Here is an 18,574-nt window from a genome sequence, read left to right as displayed (position 1 = left end):
CAATTTTCCTCTGCCGGCAGGGAGCCGGATTCTGTCAGGGCATGTCAGTTGACGAACGCCGCAGTGAAACACGATTGGCTTGGCGGGCGAAGGAGAGAACATCGTTTTGAATTCGAGGGAGGTGGCGATGACAGCAATGACGGCTTCGATCTTTTGGCGTCGGCTGGACGTGGAGGGTCACGATGCCTGCCTGCTTGCGCAGACCGATGGCGGGCATAGGCTCAAGGGGCAAGCCGTCTTCATCCAGGACGGCAAGCCGTGCTGCCTTGCCTACGAGGTGGATTGCGATACCGGCTGGCACACACGAGCGGCCAGGGTCGACGGCTTTCTCGGTATGCGCGAGTTGCACTATGCGATCGAACGAAGTTCCGACGGTCAGTGGACGCTGAACGGCGAAGCCCAGCAGGGCGTCGCCGGCCTTGTCGACGTCGATCTTGGCTTCACGCCGGCATCGAATCTTCTGGCGATCCGCCGGTTCGACCTCGGCATCGGGGAGGCAACGCCTGCCCCGGCCGCCTACCTGACCTTCCCTGAACTGAGGCTGGTGCGCCTCGATCAGACCTACCGGCGTCTCGACACGGTTCGCTACGCTTATGCCGCGCCCATGTTCGGCTATGACGAGACCCTCGACGTCTCGCCGCACGGCTTCGTTGTCGACTACCCCGGCCTGTGGAGAAGCGCGGCTGCGTCAGGCTGAAGCGATCGAGATCATTCCGGTACGACCTGCTTCATGCCCAGCACGTCGCGCAGTTTGGCGGCCAGTTGCTCGATGGTGAAGGGCTTGGCCAGGAAATGCACGTCATGGTCGAGCACGCCATTGCGGACCACGGCGTTCCTGGTGAAGCCGGTGGTGAAGATCACCTTCAGCTGCGGCATGCGCGCGACCGCCTCTTCCGCCAGCTTGCGGCCGTTCATCACCGGCATGACGATGTCGGTGAACAGAAGCGTGACGCCGGGGTTTTCAGCCAGCTTCTGCAACGCCTCCTGGCTTGCGGCAGGGATGACGGCGTAGCCGAGTTCGCGCAAGGCATCGGTGGTGGAGGCACGCACGCTGGCATCGTCCTCGACGACGAGGATCGTTTCGGTGACTGGTGCGGCGGGATTCTCGCCTCGCCCGGTGGGCACGGCAGGCTCGTCGGGACCGAAGAAACGCGGCAAGTAGATCTTGATCGTCGTGCCTTCGCCGGGTTCGGAATAGATCTTGACGTGGCCACCCGACTGTTTGACGAAGCCGAACACCTGGCTCAGCCCCAGGCCGGTGCCCTTGTTGACCGGCTTGGTGGTGAAAAAGGGCTCGAAGGCCTTGGCTATGATTTCCGGAGCCATGCCCGAACCGGTGTCGCTGACGGCGATCATCACATACTGGCCGGCCGCGACCTCGGCATGGGTGATGGCGTAGCTGTCGTCGAGATGGCTGTTGGCGGTCTCGATGGTCAGCTTGCCGCCGTCTCCCATGGCGTCACGCGCGTTGACGGCCAGGTTGAGAATGGCGTTCTCGATCTGGCTCGGGTCGGCGTGGGTTTTCCACAAGCCGCCCGCCAGCACGGTTTCGATGCGGATGGTTTCGCCGAGCGCCCGCCTAATCAGATCCGACATTCCGGTCAGCAGACGGTTGGCGTCGACGATCTGCGGCGCCAGCGGCTGCTGGCGCGAGAAGGCGAGCAGCCGGGCCGTCAGATTGGCGGCACGGGTCGCCGCGTCGATCGCCGCGTCGATGAATTTTTCGATATCGTGTTCGCCGCGCGCCAGCTTGCGCTGAGCGAGGTTCATGGCGCTGATGATCACCGCCAGCATGTTGTTGAAGTCGTGGGCTATACCGCCTGTGAGTTGACCGACCGCCTCCATTTCTGCATCTGGCGGATCTGGGATTCGGCCTTTTCACGTGTCTCAATCTCATTGCCGAGCGCGACGTTCTTGCGCATCAACTCATCCTGGGCGACGGCCACCTCACGGAAGCGGCGACGCGATTCCCTGATCGCGTAGGCGGCAAGCAGGAAGATCGCCAGCAGCGCCGCCAGCGAACCGATGCGAAGCCAGGCCTCGAGCTGGTCGGTATGGTCTTCGCGCGCAGCGACGGCGGCGGCGCTGATGCGTCGGACTGTATTCATGCTGGTCCGGATTTCGTCCATGGCGGCCTTGCCCTGGCCGCTGCGGACCAGATCCAGCGCCTTCGTCGCATTGCCCTGGTCGTACAAGGCAATCGTCTCGGCCAGTTCAGCCTGCTTTTGTGAAAGCGCGTCCTTGATGTGATTGATCTGCTGGACGAGTTCGTCGTCCGGGGCAGTCAAGCTATTGATGCGTGCAAGTTGCCCCGGAATGGCACCGACAGCCCGCCGATAAGGTTCGAGATAGGATCTCTCGCCGGTCAGCAGGTAGCCGCGCTGGCCGCTCTCCGCGTCCTGCGCCAGCGAAAGCAGGCCGGAAAGCAATTCCTGATACTCGATTGCTTCGCGCGCGGCGACGCGATTAGCCCTCTGTTCCTCGACCAGCATGGCACGGCTGCCGACGATCAGCGCCAGCACTGCGAAGCCAATGACAAGCGGGAGCGATTGCCATCGCATGGCGCGTCGAAGACGAGCAATCATCATCTGTTATGCCGAACCAAAGGAATTCCCCGCGGGCAGCATTTCGTAGGCGGCGACGGGGCGGAACGCAATATGCCGTCTTCTTGAAGCCGGCAATCCGCCGCCAGCCTTGCGAAACCTTCATCATTTGGCTAAGGAGGCCGCGCATTCAACGGCCGGCGTCAGCCGGCCTTCCGCTTTTCGGGATTCCCGCTTTTGGGCTGGGGTCCGGCTTCAGTCAAAGGCTTTTCGCTTCCATGGCGCGCATCGTGATGAAATTCGGCGGAACCTCCGTCGCCGATATCGCCCGCATCCGCAATGTGGCGCGTCACGTCAAACGCGAGGTCGACGCCGGCCATGAGGTGGCCGTGGTCGTCTCGGCGATGGCCGGCAAGACGAATGAACTGGTTGGCTGGACGCGCGAGGCCTCGCCGATGCACGATGCACGCGAATATGACGCGGTCGTCGCTTCCGGCGAACAGGTCACGGCGGGCCTTCTGGCAATCACCTTGCAGAACATGGGCGTGCATGCCCGCTCCTGGCAGGGCTGGCAGATCCCGATCAAGACCGACAATGCGCATGGCGCGGCGCGCATCCTCGACATTGACGGCGCGTTCCTGGTCAAGCGTTTCGGCGAGGGCCAGGTGGCGGTGATCGCCGGCTTCCAGGGCATCGGCCCGGACAATCGCATCGCCACGCTTGGCCGCGGCGGCTCCGACACCAGTGCGGTCGCCATCGCGGCGGCGGTCAAGGCCGATCGCTGCGACATCTACACCGACGTCGACGGGGTCTACACCACCGATCCGCGCATCGAGCCCAAGGCGCGGCGGCTGGCCAAGATCTCGTTCGAGGAAATGCTTGAAATGGCCTCGCTCGGCGCCAAGGTTCTGCAGGTGCGTTCGGTCGAGCTTGCCATGGTGCACAGGGTGCGTACCTTCGTGCGGTCGTCCTTCGACGATCCCGATGCGCCCGGAATGGGGGATTTGCTCAATCCGCCCGGAACGCTCATTTGCGACGAGGAAGAGATCGTGGAACAGCAGGTCGTCACCGGAATTGCCTATGCCAAGGACGAGGCGCAGATTTCGCTGCGCCGGGTCGGCGACCGGCCGGGCGTTGCCGCCGGCATCTTCGGGCCGCTGGCCGAGGCCAACATCAATGTCGACATGATCGTCCAGAACATTTCCGAGGACGGCAAGTTCACCGACATGACCTTCACCGTGCCGTCGGGCGATGTCGACAAGGCGCTGGCCGTGCTTGAGCGCCTCAAGGCCTCGATCGGCTACGATGTCGTGCAGTCGGAAGCCGGCATGTCGAAGGTTTCGGTCATCGGCATCGGCATGAGGAGCCATGCTGGCGTTGCCGCCACCGCTTTCAAGGCGCTGGCCGACAAGTCGATCAACATCCGTGCCATCACGACCTCCGAGATCAAGATTTCGATCCTGATCGACGGTCCGTACACCGAACTTGCGGTTCGTACTTTGCATTCCGTCTACGGTCTGGATAAGCAGTAGCCAGAACGATTTGACTTGTTGCGTGTGCGCCGGTCGCAGTGGAAACTGGGGCGGGCAAAATGCCCATTGGAGAAGAAGCCGCGATGCGTGATCAGGCCAGTGGCCCGCGCGTTTTGCTGAAACGGCTCCGCGAGCTCATGCAGGAGCCGCTGGAGCCGCAGGAGCGGCTTGACCGGATCGTGCGCGATATCGCCTCCAACATGGTCGCCGAAGTCTGCTCGCTCTACGTGCTGCGCGCCGATTCGGTGCTCGAACTCTATGCCACCGAAGGTCTGAACCCGAACGCCGTCCACCTGGCGCAGTTGCGATTGGGGCAAGGCCTGGTCGGAACGATCGCGGCCAGTGCGCGGCCGCTCAACCTTTCCAATGCGCAGGAACATCCGGCTTTTGCCTACCTGCCGGAGACCGGGGAGGAGATCTACAACTCCTTCCTTGGCGTGCCGGTGCTGCGGGCAGGGCGCACGCTCGGCGTGCTGGTCGTGCAGAACAAGACCATGCGCCACTACCGCGACGACGAGGTCGAGGCGCTGGAAACCACCGCGATGGTGATCGCCGAGATGATCGCCACCGGCGATCTGGCGCGGCTGACCAGACCCGGCCTCGAACTCGATCTGCGCCGCCCGGTCAGCTTCACCGGCCTGTCCTTCAATGAAGGCGTTGGGCTTGGCCATGTCGTGCTGCACGAGCCGCGCATCGTCGTCACCAATTTGTTCAATGAAGACAGCGAAGAAGAGGTCCGCCGGCTCGAAACCTCGCTCGGCTCGCTCAGGCTCTCGATCGACGACATGCTGGAACGCCGCGACGTCGCCTTCGAAGGCGAGCATCGCCAGGTGCTGGAAGCCTATCGCATGTTCGCCAATGACCGCGGCTGGGTGCGCCGGCTGGAGGAGGCGATCCGCAACGGCCTGACGGCGGAAGCGGCAGTGGAAAAGGTGCAGAGCGATATGCGCGCCCGCATGCTGCACATGACCGATCCCTATCTGCGCGAGCGGATGAGCGATTTCGACGACCTCGCCAACCGGCTGCTGCGCCAGCTGATGGGGCGCGGGCCTGAGGATGTCGCCGCATCGCTGCCGAAGGACGCCATCATCGTCGCCCGCTCGATGGGGGCCGCCGAGCTGCTCGATTATCCCAGGGACAAGATGCGCGGGCTGGTGCTCGAGGATGGTGCCGCGACCAGCCACGTCGTTATCGTCGCGCGCGCCATGGGCATCCCGGTCGCCGGCCAGATGAAGGGCGCCGTTTCCATGGCGGAAAATGGCGACGCCATCATCGTCGACGGCGAGGAGGGTGTGATCCATTTGCGGCCGCAGCCCGATCTCGAGGCCGCCTATGCCGAAAAAGTGCGTTTCCGGGCGCGCCGGCAAGAGGTCTATCGCGAGCTGCGCAAGAAACCGTCCACGACCAGGGACGGTGTCCAGGTCGACCTTTTGATGAACGCCGGCCTTGCCGTCGACCTGCCGCAGCTTGCCGAGTCGGGTGCGGCCGGCATTGGCCTGTTCCGCACCGAACTGCAGTTCATGGTCGCCTCGACCTTTCCTCGTGCCGAGGCCCAGGAAAAGCTCTACCGCGACGTGCTCGAGGCAGCGCGCGGCAAGCCGGTCACCTTCCGCACCATCGATATTGGCGGCGACAAGGTGCTGCCCTATTTCAAGGGTGCGATCCAGGAGGAGAACCCGGCGCTTGGCTGGCGGGCGATCCGCCTGACGCTTGACCGGCCGGGGCTGCTGCGCACACAGATACGCGCCTTGCTCAAAGCCAGTGGCGGGCGTGAGCTCAAGCTGATGCTGCCGATGGTGACCGAACTTGGCGAGATCGCCCAGGCGCGCGAGATCATCGACCGCGAAGTGCGGCATTTGTCGCGTTTTGCCCATCATTTGCCGACCAGCCTGAAACTGGGCGCCATGTTGGAAGTGCCGTCGCTCCTGTTCCAGCTCGATGAACTGATGAAGGCGGTTGATTTCGTCTCGGTTGGTTCGAACGACCTGTTCCAATTCGTCATGGCCGTCGATCGCGGCAACACGCAATTGGCCAACCGCTTCGATACGCTGTCGGCGCCGTTCCTGCGCGTCCTGAAGCAGATCGCCGATGCCGGTGTCCGCAACCACACGCCGGTGACGCTGTGCGGTGAACTCGCCGGCAAGCCGATCTCGGCGATGGCGCTGATCGGGCTCGGATTCCGCTCGATCTCGATGTCGCCGGCCTCGATCGGCCCGGTCAAGGCGATGCTGACGGAACTGCCGCTGGATGAATTGGAGGCGTTCTTCGACGACAATCTGATGGCGCCGGCGCAGGGGTTGCCGATGCGGGCGCTGCTGCAGGCCTTTGCCGACGACCGTTCGATCCCATTGTAGCATCCTCATCATGGTCAACCTGCCCCGCGATCGTATGGATCAAGTCGTCAAGCGTTTCGAGATGCTCGAAGCGCAGATGTCGGCTGGCCCGGCGCCGGATGCCTATGTGCGGATGGCGTCCGAATATGCCGAAATCCAGGACATGGTGGCCAAGGTCAGGGCGCTGCGCCTGGCCGAGCATGAGCAGGCCGACCTCGAAGCCATGCTTGCCGACAAGGGCACGGATGCCGAGATGCGGGCGCTCGCCGAGGCCGATCTGCCGGAGGTCGAGGAACGCATCGAGGTGCTGCAGAAAGACATCCAGATCCTGCTGTTGCCCAAGGATGCCGCCGATGACAAGAACGCCATTCTCGAAATCCGCGCCGGCACCGGCGGCGATGAGGCCGCCCTTTTCGCCGGCGACCTGTTTCGTATGTACGAGCGCTACGCTGCCGAACGCGGTTGGCGTTTCGAGACGGCCTCGGCCAGCGATGGCGATGCCGGCGGCTACAAGGAAATCATCGCCACGGTATCGGGCAAGGGCGTCTTTGCGCATCTGAAGTTCGAATCCGGCGTGCACCGCGTGCAGCGCGTGCCGGCGACCGAGGCGAGCGGGCGCATCCACACCTCGGCCGCCACCGTCGCTGTGCTGCCGGAAGCCGAAGAGGTCGACATCGACATCAGGGCCGAAGACATCCGCATCGACACCATGCGCGCCTCGGGCTCGGGTGGCCAGCACGTCAACACCACCGATTCGGCTGTCCGCATCACCCATTTGCCGACCGGTATCATGGTGGTGCAGGCCGAAAAGTCGCAACATCAGAACCGGGCCAAGGCGATGCAGATCCTGCGCGCCCGCCTCTATGATTTGGAGCGCGGCAAGGCAGACGAGGAACGCTCCGAATCGCGCAAGTCTCAGGTTGGCTCCGGCGACCGCTCCGAGCGCATCCGCACCTACAATTTCCCGCAAGGCCGCGTCACCGACCACCGCATCAACCTGACGCTCTACAAGCTCGACCGGGTGATGATGGGCGAACTCGACGAGATCATCAACGCATTGATCGCCGATCACCAGTCGAAGCTTCTCGCCGACATCGGTATCGATGGTTGACCAACTGCCCGACACGCTCGGGCCGCTGCTGCGGGAAGCGCGGGAACGCCTTGTCGTGGCTGGTGTCGTTGACCCGGTGTTGGATGCGCGGCTGATCGTCGAGCATTTTTCAGGCACGACCCGAACGCAAGCCATCGCGGATCCCGAACGCAAGGTCGACGCTGGCGTTGTTGCCGAAATCGATACCGCCTTGCGACGCCGCGCCGGCGGCGAGCCGGTGCACCGCATCCTCGGCTATCGTGAATTCTACGGTTTGCGCCTGTCGCTGTCGCCGGAAACGCTGGAGCCGCGGCCCGATACCGAAACGCTGGTCGAAGCGATGCTGCCTTTCGTCAGGGCGGTGGCGGTCCGGGAAGGCGAATGCCGCATCCTCGATCTTGGCACCGGCACCGGCGCCATTGCACTGGCGCTGCTCAGCGCCGTGCCGGCCGCGATCGCCACCGGCGTCGATCTGTCCGCGGGCGCGCTGGCGACGGCGACCCGCAATGCCGGGCAACTGGGCCTTGCAGGCAGGTTCACAGCGCTCCAGTCGGACTGGTTCGAAAAAGTTTCCGGCCGGTACCATGTAATTGCCGCAAACCCTCCCTATATACCTTCCGAAGACATTGGAAATCTGCAGGACGAAGTCCGCAATTTCGACCCGCGCTTGGCCTTGGATGGCGGCGCGGACGGTCTGAACCCCTACAGGATCATCGCTGCGGAGGCGGCAAGGTTTTTGGAAACTGAAGGCAGGATTGCGGTCGAGATCGGCCACACACAGCACGATGAGGTCTGCGAGATATTCGCTGCCGCCGGCTACGTGGCGGGCAGTGCTTTTCGGGACCTCGGCGGAAACGACAGGGTTATTGTCTTTGAAAGGATAAAGCCTTGACGCAGTGCAAAAAAGCGCTTGGCAATACCGGGGAATGCGGCTAGGGTCGCCTTAACCGGATGAGACGAAGCAGGCAGTGCTCTTAGCGATTCGGTTTTCCTTGGAAATAGCTGCCTTCTTGCGCAAACGATGCCCAAGCTTCGTGCGGGAATCGTCCGGCAAGTGATGTAACCGGAACAGGATGGCACGTGGCGCCAACGCAATCGATGCGGGCGAACGCCGGTGAAGAGACGAAACGGCTGGCTGCATGAGCGCCTCCGTTCGTGAAGAGTTTTTCGAAAATTTCAAAATGAAGAGAGTTTGATGAGGCCACAACAGCAGAACAGGCGCATGCGCGGTCGCAACAACAATGGCGGCGGCGGCGGTAACAATAACAATAATAACAACAACAACAACAACCGCAAGGGACCAAACCCCCTGACGCGCAACTACGAGAGCAATGGCCCGGACGTGAAAATCCGAGGTTCGGCTCAGCAGATCGCCGAAAAATACGCCACCCTTGCCCGTGATTCGCACAGTTCCGGCGATCGGGTCATGGCGGAGAACTATCTCCAGCATGCCGAACACTACAATCGCATCATCGCGGCCGCGCAGGCGCAGATGCCGATCCAGAACGCGCAGCAGAATCGCGATGATTTCGACGATGACGGCGACGAGGATCGCGACGATTTCGACAATGCCGGCAACAACAGCAACACTGTTTCCGACGCCCAGGTGCCGGTGATCAATCATGGTGCCGGCCCGCAGCCGGTCATCGAAGGCATGCCGGCCGAGGTTGCGCTCAACCGGGAAGGTAGCCGCGAGAATCGCGACAATGCCGGGCGTGACAATGGCGGGCGCAACAGTGGTGGCCGCGACAACAATGGCGCACGCCATCGCGATCGTCGCCCCGCTGGCGGTTACGGCCAGAACGGCCAGCGCGACTATTCATCGTCCGCCGAGCAAGGTGGTCAGCCCCAGAGCAACGAGGCCCCGATCCAGGGCGAAGCCGCTTCGCCGGCCGAGTCCGTTGCGGCGACTGAGCCGGCTCCGTTGTTCGAGAACCTGTCGCCGGCAGGTCTTGCCGCCCAGGCCGAGCTCAACGAGGCGGCCGCCGAAAGCGGTGCTGCCCGTCGCCCGAGGCGTCCGCGCCGTCCGCGCGTCAACGCCGATCAGGTTGGCGGCGGCGGCGACAATGCCAACTCCGGGGCCGAGGCCAGTGAGGCTGCTGCGGCCCCGGTCGACAGCGGCAATGCTGAACCGGTCATTGTCGACGTCGACAACTGATCGAACGACATTTCAAGACGTTGGACGGCGGAGAGAAATCTCCGCCGTTTTCGTTTGGGCGGCTGTAGAATATTATGCGATTGCCGATATCGACGCGTCTTGAGGGTTCGGGGCCTGTGCACCATATCAGCCTCAACTGGACCCGGCTCGAATGGGCGGGTCCGTCACCGCAATCGGATCCGGTGCCGCAAAGCGGGCCGGTGATGGAAGGAGACAGATATGAACCTTGAGAAATACTCAGAGCGCGTGCGCGGCTTTATCCAGTCCGCGCAGACCATGGCGCTCTCCCGCAACCACCAGCAATTCACCCCCGAACACATCCTGAAAGTGCTCGTCGACGATGACGAGGGCTTGGCCGCGTCGCTGATCGAGCGCGCCGGCGGCAACGTCCGCGACGTCAAGCTTGGCGTCGAAACGGCGCTCGAGGCGATGCCCAAGGTCGAGGGCGGCAATGGCCAGCTGTATCTGGCGCAGCCGCTGGCAAAAGTGTTCTCGACCGCCGAGGAACTGGCCAAGAAGGCCGGCGACAGTTTTGTCACCGTAGAGCGGCTGCTGCAGGCGCTCGCCATGGAGAAGTCGGCCAAGACCGCCGACATCCTGGCCAAGGCCGGCGTCACCGCGCAGGCGCTCAACCAGGTCATCAACGACGTCCGCAAGGGCCGCACCGCCGATTCGGCGAGTGCCGAACAGGGCTACGACGCGCTGAAGAAATACGCGCGCGACCTGACCGCGGATGCCCGCGCCGGTAAGCTCGATCCGGTCATTGGCCGTGACGACGAGATCCGCCGCACCATCCAAGTGCTGTCGCGCCGCACCAAGAACAATCCGGTGCTGATCGGTGAGCCGGGCGTCGGCAAGACGGCGATCGCCGAAGGCCTGGCGCTGCGCATCGTCAATGGCGACGTGCCGGAATCGTTGAAGGACAAGCAATTGATGGCGCTCGACATGGGCGCGCTGATTGCCGGCGCCAAATATCGCGGCGAATTCGAGGAGCGTCTGAAGGCCGTGCTGTCCGAGGTCACTTCGGCCAACGGCAACATCATCCTGTTCATCGACGAGATGCACACGCTGGTCGGCGCTGGCAAGGCGGATGGTGCCATGGATGCGTCGAACCTGTTGAAGCCGGCGCTGGCGCGCGGCGAGCTGCACTGCGTCGGCGCCACCACGCTCGATGAATATCGCAAGCATGTCGAGAAGGATGCAGCCCTCGCCCGACGCTTCCAGCCGGTGTTCGTCGATGAGCCGACGGTGGAAGACACCGTTTCGATCCTGCGCGGCCTGAAGGAAAAATACGAGCAGCACCACAAGGTGCGTATCTCGGATTCGGCGCTGGTGGCGGCTGCAACGCTGTCCAACCGCTACATCGCCGACCGCTTCCTGCCCGACAAGGCGATCGACCTTGTCGACGAAGCCGCATCGAGGCTGCGCATGCAGGTCGATTCCAAGCCCGAAGCACTCGACGAGATCGATCGCCGCATCATGCAGCTCAAGATCGAGCGCGAGGCGCTGAAGGTCGAGACGGACGATGCCTCGAAGGACCGGCTTGCCCGCCTGGAAAAGGAACTCGTCGGCCTCGAGGAGGAATCGACCGAGATCACCGCCAAGTGGCAGGCCGAGAAGCAGAAGCTCGGGCTTGCCGCCGACCTGAAGAAGCAGCTCGACGAGGCGCGCAACGACCTCGCCATTGCCCAGCGCAAGGGTGAGTTCCAGCGCGCCGGCGAGCTTGCCTATGGCAAGATCCCGGAACTGGAGAAGAAGCTGAAGGAAGCCGAAGCCCAGGACGGCAAGGTGGGTATGGTCGAAGAGGTGGTCACGCCCGACCATGTTGCCCATATCGTGTCGCGCTGGACAGGCATTCCGGTCGACAAGATGCTGCAGGGCGAGCGCGACAAGCTGTTGCGCATGGAAGACGAGATCGGCAAGCGCGTCGTCGGCCAGGGCGAGGCGGTACAAGCTGTGTCGAAAGCGGTGCGGCGCGCCCGCGCGGGCCTGCAGGATCCGAACCGGCCGATCGGCTCGTTCATGTTCCTCGGACCGACGGGCGTCGGCAAGACCGAACTGACCAAGGCGCTGGCGAGCTTCCTGTTCGACGACGAGAGCGCCATGGTGCGCATCGACATGTCGGAGTTCATGGAAAAGCATTCGGTCGCCCGGCTGATCGGCGCACCTCCCGGCTATGTCGGCTATGAGGAAGGCGGCGCGCTGACCGAAGCGGTGCGGCGCCGGCCCTATCAGGTCGTGCTGTTCGACGAGATCGAGAAGGCGCATCCTGATGTCTTCAACGTGCTGTTGCAGGTGCTCGACGACGGCCGTCTGACCGACGGGCAGGGCCGCACCGTCGACTTCCGCAACACGCTGATCATCATGACCTCGAACCTCGGCGCCGAATACCTCGTCAATCTCGGCGAGGGCCAGGATGTCGATGAGGTTCGCGACGAGGTGATGAATGTCGTCAAGGCGTCGTTCCGGCCGGAGTTCCTCAACCGCGTCGACGAGGTGATCCTGTTCCACCGGCTGCGCCGGCAGGATATGGGCCGCATCGTCGAGATCCAGCTCAAGCGGCTGGAGAGCCTGCTTGTCGATCGCAAGATCACGCTTTCGCTGGACCAGGAGGCGGTCGACTGGCTGGCGGCCAAGGGCTACGACCCGGCCTATGGCGCGCGACCGCTGAAGCGGGTGATGCAGAAGGAACTGCAGGACCCGCTGGCGGAGAAGATCCTGCTTGGCGACATCCTCGACGGCTCGACCGTCAAGGTGACAGCCGGTTCCGACCGGCTGAACTTTCGCTCGAAGCCGACGATCGTCGCGGCGGAAGTGGCAGCCTGATCCAAAGCCGCGCGTCCATCCCGGACGCGCGGCTTTTCATACAAACGCGGGGGGCGGGGATGACACTGGACGACTACAACAGCTTCTGCGCCTCGCTGCCCGCGACGAGCCATGTCGTCCAGTGGGGCGGCGCCCATGTCTGGAAAGTCGGGGCCAAGGTCTTCGCGATCGGCGGCTGGGACCGGGGCCAGCAGCTCTTCGTCACCTTCAAATGCTCCGATATCGCCTATGATGTGCTCAAGGAGCAGCCGGGCCTGCGGCCCGCGCCCTATCTTGCCTCGCGCGGTATGACATGGATCCAGCGTCGGACAAGCCAGAGCATGGATGATGCTGCGCTGAAGGACTATCTGCGCGAAAGCCATCGCCTTATCGCCCTGAAGCTGACCAAGCAGGCGCGCAAGGAATTGGGACTTGCCGCAAGCTAGCTGATATTCCTTCAGGCGCCGGAAAACCGCCATCTTCATGCCCGGTTCATGTTGGAACCATATGCTGGGCAAGTGGTTTGCTGGCGAAGGGGTTCGCCAAGGGAAAATGCCGGGCGGCGGCAATTACGGACCGGAGAGTTTGGCTACCATGTTCCGCACGATCTTGACCCTTTCGGCACTCGCAGCCGGGATGCCCTTTTCCGGCGCGCTCGCCGCCCCGACGCAGGACAGCGCACCACCGATTGTCCGCGCCGCCCATGACGGTGGCATCCTGCTCGCTCAGGACGGCAATGTGGACATTTACTACGACGCCAGGGGCAATCGCGTCATCGTCGATGCCGATACCGGCAAGGTCATCGCCATCCAGCCGCCGCAGACCCGGCTCGACCGCCGCGTGTTGCGTCGAGAGACACGTCTGCGCGAGTTGGGCCGCGCCCCAGACGGCGACGACCGCTACTATCTCGACGATCCGGAAGACATGGCGCGGTTCCGCCGCAAGCAGTTGGAAGAGGAAGGCCGGGTTATCCCGCCGCCGGACGAATACGATCCCTATGGGGACAATTCGGTGGAAGCCTATCCGCCTGCACCGCAGGACGATGGCTACGACAACAATTATCCCGACGCGCCGCAGCCGGCAAAGCCGGGTACGATCAAGCGCCAGCCGCTGAACGAGGCCTCGATAGACCCTGCCCAGCCGGAATCTCCCACCGAACAGGCGCTGCCCGCCGACCAGGCGGCTCTGCCGCCGAAGGCTGGCGATAAGACCACTGTTGCCCCGGCGCTTTCGCTGGGAGCGCGCCAGGATGTCGCCGCACTTCAGGTGCTGCTCGACCGGGGCGGCGCTTCGCCTGGCGTCATCGACGGGCGTTTCGGTTCGAATGTCGACAAGGCGCTCGCCGCCTACAACCAGATCACCGGCAGCAATCTGCGATCGACCGATGCAGTCGGCATCCAGGCGGCACTGGCGCAATCGGGCGGCGATGCTCTCGCCAACTACACGATCACACCGGAGGATGCGGCCGGCCCCTATGTCGCCTCGATCCCGGAAGACTATAGCCAGAAGGCGCAGCTCGACCGCATGGGCTACACGTCGGTGACCGAGGCGCTGGCGGAACGCTTCCACATGGACGAAAATTATCTCAAGGCGCTCAACCCGGACGCCAACTTCAATCGTCCTGGCACGATCATCAAGGTCGCCAATTTCGGCAAGCTGGTCTCGACACCGGTTGCCCGTATCGTCGCCGACAAGGGCAAGAAAGAGGTTTTCGCCTACGATGCCGGCGGCAGGCTGGTGGCAGCCTATCCCGCCACCATCGGCTCATCGGATACGCCGTCGCCGTCCGGCACGCACACCGTATCGCGCGTCGCGCTCGATCCGAACTACACCTACAATCCCAGCATCAATTTCAAGCAGGGCCAGAACGACAAGGTTCTGACCATTCCGCCGGGGCCGAACGGCCCGGTCGGCTCGGTCTGGATCGCCCTGGACAAGCCGACCTACGGCATTCACGGCACACCGGACCCATCGAAGATCGGCAAGACCGAAAGCCATGGCTGCGTGCGCCTGACCAATTGGGATGCGCGGGAACTGGCCAAACTGGTTTCGCCGGGTGTCACGGTGGAGTTTGTCGGCGGACCTTCAGCCGATGACCTTGCGCAGCAGTGAACTCCGAAGTGCGGCGGCATAGACCTGCACGACCAGGATGAAGCCGATGCTTCAAGTGGCCGCTTCATCGATGTCTCCCCGCCTGCACCTTTCCAGAAAACCTAGCTAGCACGGCTGCCGCCGTTTGCATCCGGATAGGGTATGACCCTGGCCAACTGGCTGGTTTCAATGACCGCAAGGTACTGGCCGGTTGTTGCCGGTGCGCCGGAGGTCTAAGCAAGGTTCCATGCATTCACCAAGTAAAGTCGCCGCCGTCCCGCTGACCAGTCCAGTCACGAATGGAACGTTCTGTCCGCAGTCGCAGCGGCGATTTGTGCTGATCGCGGCCATCCTGGCCTCGGCGCTCGGCTTCATCGACGGTTCGATCCTGGCCATCGCCACGCCGGCGATCCGCGTCGACCTCGGCGCCAGCCTGGCTGAGGCGCAATGGATTTCCAATGCCTATGCATTGACGCTGTCGGCGTTGATCCTTGCCGGGGGAGCTGCCGGCGATCGTTTCGGCCTGCGCCGCGCCTTCGTGGCAGGCATTGCGCTGTTCATTGTCGCTTCGCTTGCCTGTGCGCTGGCGCCGAATGCGGTGGTGCTGATCGCATTTCGTGCCGTCCAGGGCATTGGTGCGGCGATCATGGTGCCGGGCAGCCTCGCCATCATTGCCAAGGCCTACCCGAAAAAGGAACGCGGCCGCGCCATCGGCATCTGGGCGGCGGCTTCGGCGCTGACCACGGCAATTGGCCCGGTGCTTGGCGGCTTCGTGCTGTCGGCCTTCGGCGACGGCATCTGGCGGGCGATCTTCGCCATCAATCTGCCACTCGGCCTGATCTCGATCTATCTTCTGCTGGCCAAGGTTCCAGCCGACGCGCCAACGGAGAAACGCAGCCTGGATCTCGGCGGTGCCGCGCTCGCGACATTGGCCTTCGGCGCGCTAGCCTATGGGCTGACCTCGATGAGCGCCAGCGGCGAGGGCCACATGGCCGGGCCGAGCATTGCCGCCGGCGTCGTATTGCTGGCGGTCTTCATTGTCTTCGAACTCCGGCAGCGCGAGCCGATGATCGACCTCAGCCTGTTTCGTGTCGGCGCTTTCGCCGGCGCCAATGTCGCGACGTTCTTCCTCTATTTCGCGCTGTCGGCCAACCTTTTCTATCTGCCGATGCTGCTGATCGCCGGCTGGGGACTGAGCACGGCCGAGGTCGGCTTCATCTTCCTGCCCCTGTCTGCGTCGATCGCACTTTTGTCGGGACCGGTCGGCCAGCTGTCGGACCGGATCGGTCCGCGTTTTCCGATCGCCTGCGGCAGCCTCGTCGTGGCTTTCGCCTTTGCCGGACTAGCCTTGCTCACCCATGCCGGCATCCACAATTTCTGGACGGGAACATTCCCGCTGATGGCGCTGATGGGGCTCGGCATGGCGCTGGTCGTGTCGCCATTGTCGACGGCGATCATGACGGCGGTGGAAGACAAGGATACGGGTGCGGCTTCCGGCATCAACAATGCCGTCTCGCGCATCGGCGGTCTGATCGCGGTGGCGGCGATGGGTTCGCTTGCCGCCTGGGTCTATGCGAATGCGCTGGATGGGAACGCGACACCCGGCGTGCCAGGCTTTGGCGAACCGGCGCCAGCCGGGCTTGCGCCGGCCGTCGAAGCAGTCAGGCTCGCCGCCAGCGATGCCGCGTTTGCCGTGGTCTCTTCGGTGACGGCGCTGCTTTGCCTGCTTTCGGCTGTCATCGCCTGGACGACCATTTCCGGCCAACGGCTGCCATGGCCGCGGCGTGCCGAAGATTCACAAGGCTGAGGCGGATCAACCGTCGATCTTGGCACTCGCAACCTTGAGCGAATCGCTGTCTTCCTGCTTCAGCAGTTCGTCGATGCGCTCGCGCTCACGCTTGAAGGCGACGAGGTCATCGCCCTTCAGCACCTTGCCGACCGGCAGGCGGACACGCATCGGATCAACCTTGGTTCCGTTGACGATCAGCTCGTAGTGAAGATGCGGACCGGTGGCGAGGCCGGTCTGGCCGAGAAAGCCGATGGTCTGGCCCTGGCGGACGCGCACGCCCGGTTCGATGCCTTTGGCAAAGGCGCTCTGGTGATTGTATGATGTCTCATAGCCATTGGCATGGCGGATGATGATCTGTTTGCCGTAACCGCCGGCCCAGCCGACCTTCTCGACAGTGCCATTGCCGGCGGCGATGATTGGCGTGCCGATCGGCGCGGACCAATCGACGCCAGTGTGCATGCGGACATAGCCGAGGATCGGATGCTTGCGCGCGCCGAAACCGGAGCGGAATTTTCCGGCGGGCAGGGGATTTCGCAACAGGAACTGCTCGGCGCTCGAGCCGTCCTCGTCGAAATAGTCGGTGCTGCCGTCCTGCAACTGGAAGCGATAGAAGTTGCGCGTGGTGCCGCCGAACGTCGCCGACACGTAGAGAAGCTCGGAGCTGTCCGAGGTCTGGTCGTCGCCATCGGGCTGCGAGAACAAGACCTCGATGCGGTCGGCAGGGTTGAGCCGGGACTGGAAGTCGACATCGGACGCCAGCAGCTTGATCAGCCGCTGCGTCATCGCCTTGGACATGCCGTAAGAGTAGGCGGCGCGATAGATGCCGTCATAGACATTGGGCAGGTTGCCGCGCACCACCACCGGCGCCGACGAATCATCGAAGGCCGTCAGCAATTCGGGGTTTGGATCCGGCTCCTGCGCGGGCACATACTGGCCGCGATCGTCGAGCGCGATGGTGACGATGTGCTGGGTCCGGTCGTAGACACTGGTGCGCACGACCTTGGCGGCATCGCCGTGAACTTCAAGGCCGACACGCAGCACGGTTCCAGCCTTGAGCGCCGTCGCGTTCAACAGCTTGGCGATGGCTTCGGCCATGCCGGTGGCGTCTTCACCCGTGTAGCCCGAATCGGCAAAAGCTTCGGTGACGTCGAGATCCTTGGTGAAGGGGATGATTTCCTCGGCGAAAGCCGGCGCCTGGTCGTCGGCGGTGGCGCGCGGCGCCACCGAGACGTTTTCCGGCACGATCTTGACGTCGTAGGAGCCTGCCATGCTCTCGGCAAAGGCTTCGCCGAAACGCTGCGGGTCGACATAGTGAAGTGAAGCGACCTGCACGGCGCCGTCGCTGAGGTCGGTGCCGGCTTCGCGCACAACCTTTTCCACCTCGTCGGCGGACAGGTCGCTCTTTTCGTCGAAGGAAGCCGTCGAGATCGGGAAATCGACGGTCTTCAGGCTCATCTCGCTTTCGACCTTGGCGCCGTAGATCTGGCCGGAAGCGGCTGAGGCTGTCGCCGGTTGAGCACTGTCGTCGCTGTCGTCGCCGAACACCTGCATCGGGTCGAAGGGCGGGTAGGCGCGGCTGGTGGTGTGGCCGGCGGCCAGCGCCATCTTGATCTGCACGAAAGGCATGGTGTGGATGACGTCGCGGTCGCCGACCTTGGTCACCATCGACACTTCCATGCGGCGGCGGTCCTTGGCCTTGGCGATCTGACGCGGCGCCACCAGCCTGGTCGTCTTGGCGACTTCGCCGGAATCGCCGTTGCCGGCAAGACTGGTCAACTCGGCGATCTCGGGTGGAGTGGCCAGCTGCTGGCGACCGTCGAGGGCGGCAAACAGCGCCACGCCCATCAACACGCTCGAGGTCACGCCAGTGAGAAAGGTTCCCGAGAGCCAGCGTGCAGAAACCTCGCGCCGGTCGGGCGGGCCGCTGCGGCCGTCCGCGATAAGCGGCGGCTCATTGCCGAGTTCGGCTATGACATCTTCCGTGTCTGGCATCCAGAAAGGCTGCTTCTTCCCCGGGCGGAACGGCTTGTCGCTTTTGTTGTGGCCGTGACATTTGCCTGTCATGGCAGGTGAAGTCAACGAAGCGCCAGGCTCCGACGGAATTCCCCTCGCGCACTTTTCTTATAGAGCGCTCTATCAGGAGGGGCGGTGCACCTTCTCTGCAAGGCTCATCGCGCACTCCTATATGACACTCCTAAAAGAGGCACTGCGCCATCGGCACTGCGCCCGCTCT

General features: G+C 63.5%; 13 protein-coding genes. 10 read left to right on the top strand and 3 right to left on the bottom strand.

What is annotated here, in order from left to right; genetic code table 11:
* Window positions 1-127: 127 nt before the first annotated feature.
* Complete coding sequence (locus ACFOJ9_RS28335) at window positions 128-697, top strand: putative glycolipid-binding domain-containing protein (RefSeq protein ID WP_378983690.1); 570 nt, start codon at window positions 128-130, stop codon at window positions 695-697.
* 11 nt (window positions 698-708) lie between these two features.
* Here ACFOJ9_RS28335 and ACFOJ9_RS28330 read toward each other — a convergent pair whose 3' ends face one another.
* Window positions 709-1,845, bottom strand: coding sequence for an ATP-binding protein (locus ACFOJ9_RS28330; protein ID WP_378983687.1), 1,137 nt, complete (start codon window positions 1,843-1,845; stop codon window positions 709-711).
* Window positions 1,812-2,561, bottom strand: a complete 750-nt coding sequence (locus ACFOJ9_RS28325; RefSeq protein WP_378983685.1) for a CHASE3 domain-containing protein — start codon at window positions 2,559-2,561, stop codon at window positions 1,812-1,814. The genes ACFOJ9_RS28330 and ACFOJ9_RS28325 overlap by 34 nt, the downstream gene beginning before the upstream one ends.
* A gap of 260 nt (window positions 2,562-2,821) precedes the next feature.
* Between ACFOJ9_RS28325 and ACFOJ9_RS28320 the strand changes: the two genes are divergently transcribed.
* The 9 genes from ACFOJ9_RS28320 to ACFOJ9_RS28280 all read left to right on the top strand — a co-directional run bounded on the left by ACFOJ9_RS28320 (window position 2,822) and on the right by ACFOJ9_RS28280 (window position 16,359).
* Window positions 2,822-4,075 (top strand): aspartate kinase, encoded by a 1,254-nt coding sequence (locus tag ACFOJ9_RS28320; RefSeq protein ID WP_109658619.1) that lies wholly within the window; start codon window positions 2,822-2,824, stop codon window positions 4,073-4,075.
* Window positions 4,076-4,158: 83 nt separating this feature from the next.
* A complete protein-coding gene (gene ptsP / locus ACFOJ9_RS28315) occupies window positions 4,159-6,429 on the top strand; it encodes a phosphoenolpyruvate--protein phosphotransferase (RefSeq protein WP_378983681.1) in 2,271 nt (756 codons plus the stop codon).
* A gap of 10 nt (window positions 6,430-6,439) precedes the next feature.
* Window positions 6,440-7,519: a peptide chain release factor 1 gene (gene prfA / locus ACFOJ9_RS28310; RefSeq protein ID WP_378983678.1), complete on the top strand. Its 1,080-nt coding sequence runs from the start codon at window positions 6,440-6,442 to the stop codon at window positions 7,517-7,519.
* On the top strand, window positions 7,512-8,390 hold the full coding sequence (prmC, locus tag ACFOJ9_RS28305) for a peptide chain release factor N(5)-glutamine methyltransferase (RefSeq protein WP_378983675.1): 879 nt from the start codon (window positions 7,512-7,514) through the stop codon (window positions 8,388-8,390). Before prfA ends, prmC begins: the two co-directional genes overlap by 8 nt.
* Before the next feature lie 303 nt (window positions 8,391-8,693).
* A complete protein-coding gene (locus ACFOJ9_RS28300; protein WP_378983673.1) occupies window positions 8,694-9,656 on the top strand; it encodes a DUF4167 domain-containing protein in 963 nt (320 codons plus the stop codon).
* Between the two features lie 219 nt (window positions 9,657-9,875).
* Window positions 9,876-12,482: an ATP-dependent chaperone ClpB gene (gene clpB / locus ACFOJ9_RS28295; RefSeq protein ID WP_378983670.1), complete on the top strand. Its 2,607-nt coding sequence runs from the start codon at window positions 9,876-9,878 to the stop codon at window positions 12,480-12,482.
* Window positions 12,483-12,541: 59 nt separating this feature from the next.
* Window positions 12,542-12,907 carry an MmcQ/YjbR family DNA-binding protein gene (locus tag ACFOJ9_RS28290; protein WP_378983668.1) on the top strand — a complete coding sequence of 122 codons (366 nt, stop codon included), beginning with the start codon at window positions 12,542-12,544 and terminating at the stop codon, window positions 12,905-12,907.
* A 148-nt stretch (window positions 12,908-13,055) separates the two neighbouring features.
* The gene (locus ACFOJ9_RS28285; protein WP_378983664.1) at window positions 13,056-14,573 is read left to right on the top strand and encodes a L,D-transpeptidase family protein; all 1,518 of its coding nucleotides are present in this window, start codon (window positions 13,056-13,058) and stop codon (window positions 14,571-14,573) included.
* Window positions 14,574-14,799: 226 nt separating this feature from the next.
* Window positions 14,800-16,359 carry an MFS transporter gene (locus ACFOJ9_RS28280; protein ID WP_378983661.1) on the top strand — a complete coding sequence of 520 codons (1,560 nt, stop codon included), beginning with the start codon at window positions 14,800-14,802 and terminating at the stop codon, window positions 16,357-16,359.
* A 6-nt stretch (window positions 16,360-16,365) separates the two neighbouring features.
* On the opposite strand, the gene ACFOJ9_RS28275 is transcribed toward ACFOJ9_RS28280, so the two are convergent.
* A complete protein-coding gene (locus ACFOJ9_RS28275; protein ID WP_378983659.1) occupies window positions 16,366-18,333 on the bottom strand; it encodes a M23 family metallopeptidase in 1,968 nt (655 codons plus the stop codon).
* Window positions 18,334-18,574: the final 241 nt, after the last annotated feature.

Origin of the sequence: Mesorhizobium cantuariense (genome assembly GCF_042647205.1) — a bacterium.
GTDB lineage: Bacteria > Pseudomonadota > Alphaproteobacteria > Rhizobiales > Rhizobiaceae > Mesorhizobium > Mesorhizobium cantuariense.
The sequence above is the reverse complement of the archived record's forward strand: the minus strand, read 5'-3'. Positions and strand labels throughout refer to the sequence as shown.

What these genes read in the sequence shown, in the direction of transcription:
- clpB (WP_378983670.1), top strand. Translation starts at nt 9,876, where the DNA reads ATGAACCTTGAGAAATACTCAGAGCGCGTGCGCGGCTTTATCCAGTCC.
- prmC (WP_378983675.1), top strand. Translation starts at nt 7,512, where the DNA reads ATGGTTGACCAACTGCCCGACACGCTCGGGCCGCTGCTGCGGGAAGCG.
- prfA (WP_378983678.1), top strand. Translation starts at nt 6,440, where the DNA reads ATGGTCAACCTGCCCCGCGATCGTATGGATCAAGTCGTCAAGCGTTTC.
- ACFOJ9_RS28330 (WP_378983687.1), bottom strand. Translation starts at nt 1,845, where the DNA reads ATGGAGGCGGTCGGTCAACTCACAGGCGGTATAGCCCACGACTTCAAC.
- ACFOJ9_RS28275 (WP_378983659.1), bottom strand. Translation starts at nt 18,333, where the DNA reads ATGCCAGACACGGAAGATGTCATAGCCGAACTCGGCAATGAGCCGCCG.
- ACFOJ9_RS28300 (WP_378983673.1), top strand. Translation starts at nt 8,694, where the DNA reads ATGAGGCCACAACAGCAGAACAGGCGCATGCGCGGTCGCAACAACAAT.
- ptsP (WP_378983681.1), top strand. Translation starts at nt 4,159, where the DNA reads ATGCGTGATCAGGCCAGTGGCCCGCGCGTTTTGCTGAAACGGCTCCGC.
- ACFOJ9_RS28290 (WP_378983668.1), top strand. Translation starts at nt 12,542, where the DNA reads ATGACACTGGACGACTACAACAGCTTCTGCGCCTCGCTGCCCGCGACG.
- ACFOJ9_RS28325 (WP_378983685.1), bottom strand. Translation starts at nt 2,561, where the DNA reads ATGCGATGGCAATCGCTCCCGCTTGTCATTGGCTTCGCAGTGCTGGCG.
- ACFOJ9_RS28335 (WP_378983690.1), top strand. Translation starts at nt 128, where the DNA reads ATGACAGCAATGACGGCTTCGATCTTTTGGCGTCGGCTGGACGTGGAG.
- ACFOJ9_RS28280 (WP_378983661.1), top strand. Translation starts at nt 14,800, where the DNA reads ATGCATTCACCAAGTAAAGTCGCCGCCGTCCCGCTGACCAGTCCAGTC.
- ACFOJ9_RS28285 (WP_378983664.1), top strand. Translation starts at nt 13,056, where the DNA reads ATGTTCCGCACGATCTTGACCCTTTCGGCACTCGCAGCCGGGATGCCC.
- ACFOJ9_RS28320 (WP_109658619.1), top strand. Translation starts at nt 2,822, where the DNA reads ATGGCGCGCATCGTGATGAAATTCGGCGGAACCTCCGTCGCCGATATC.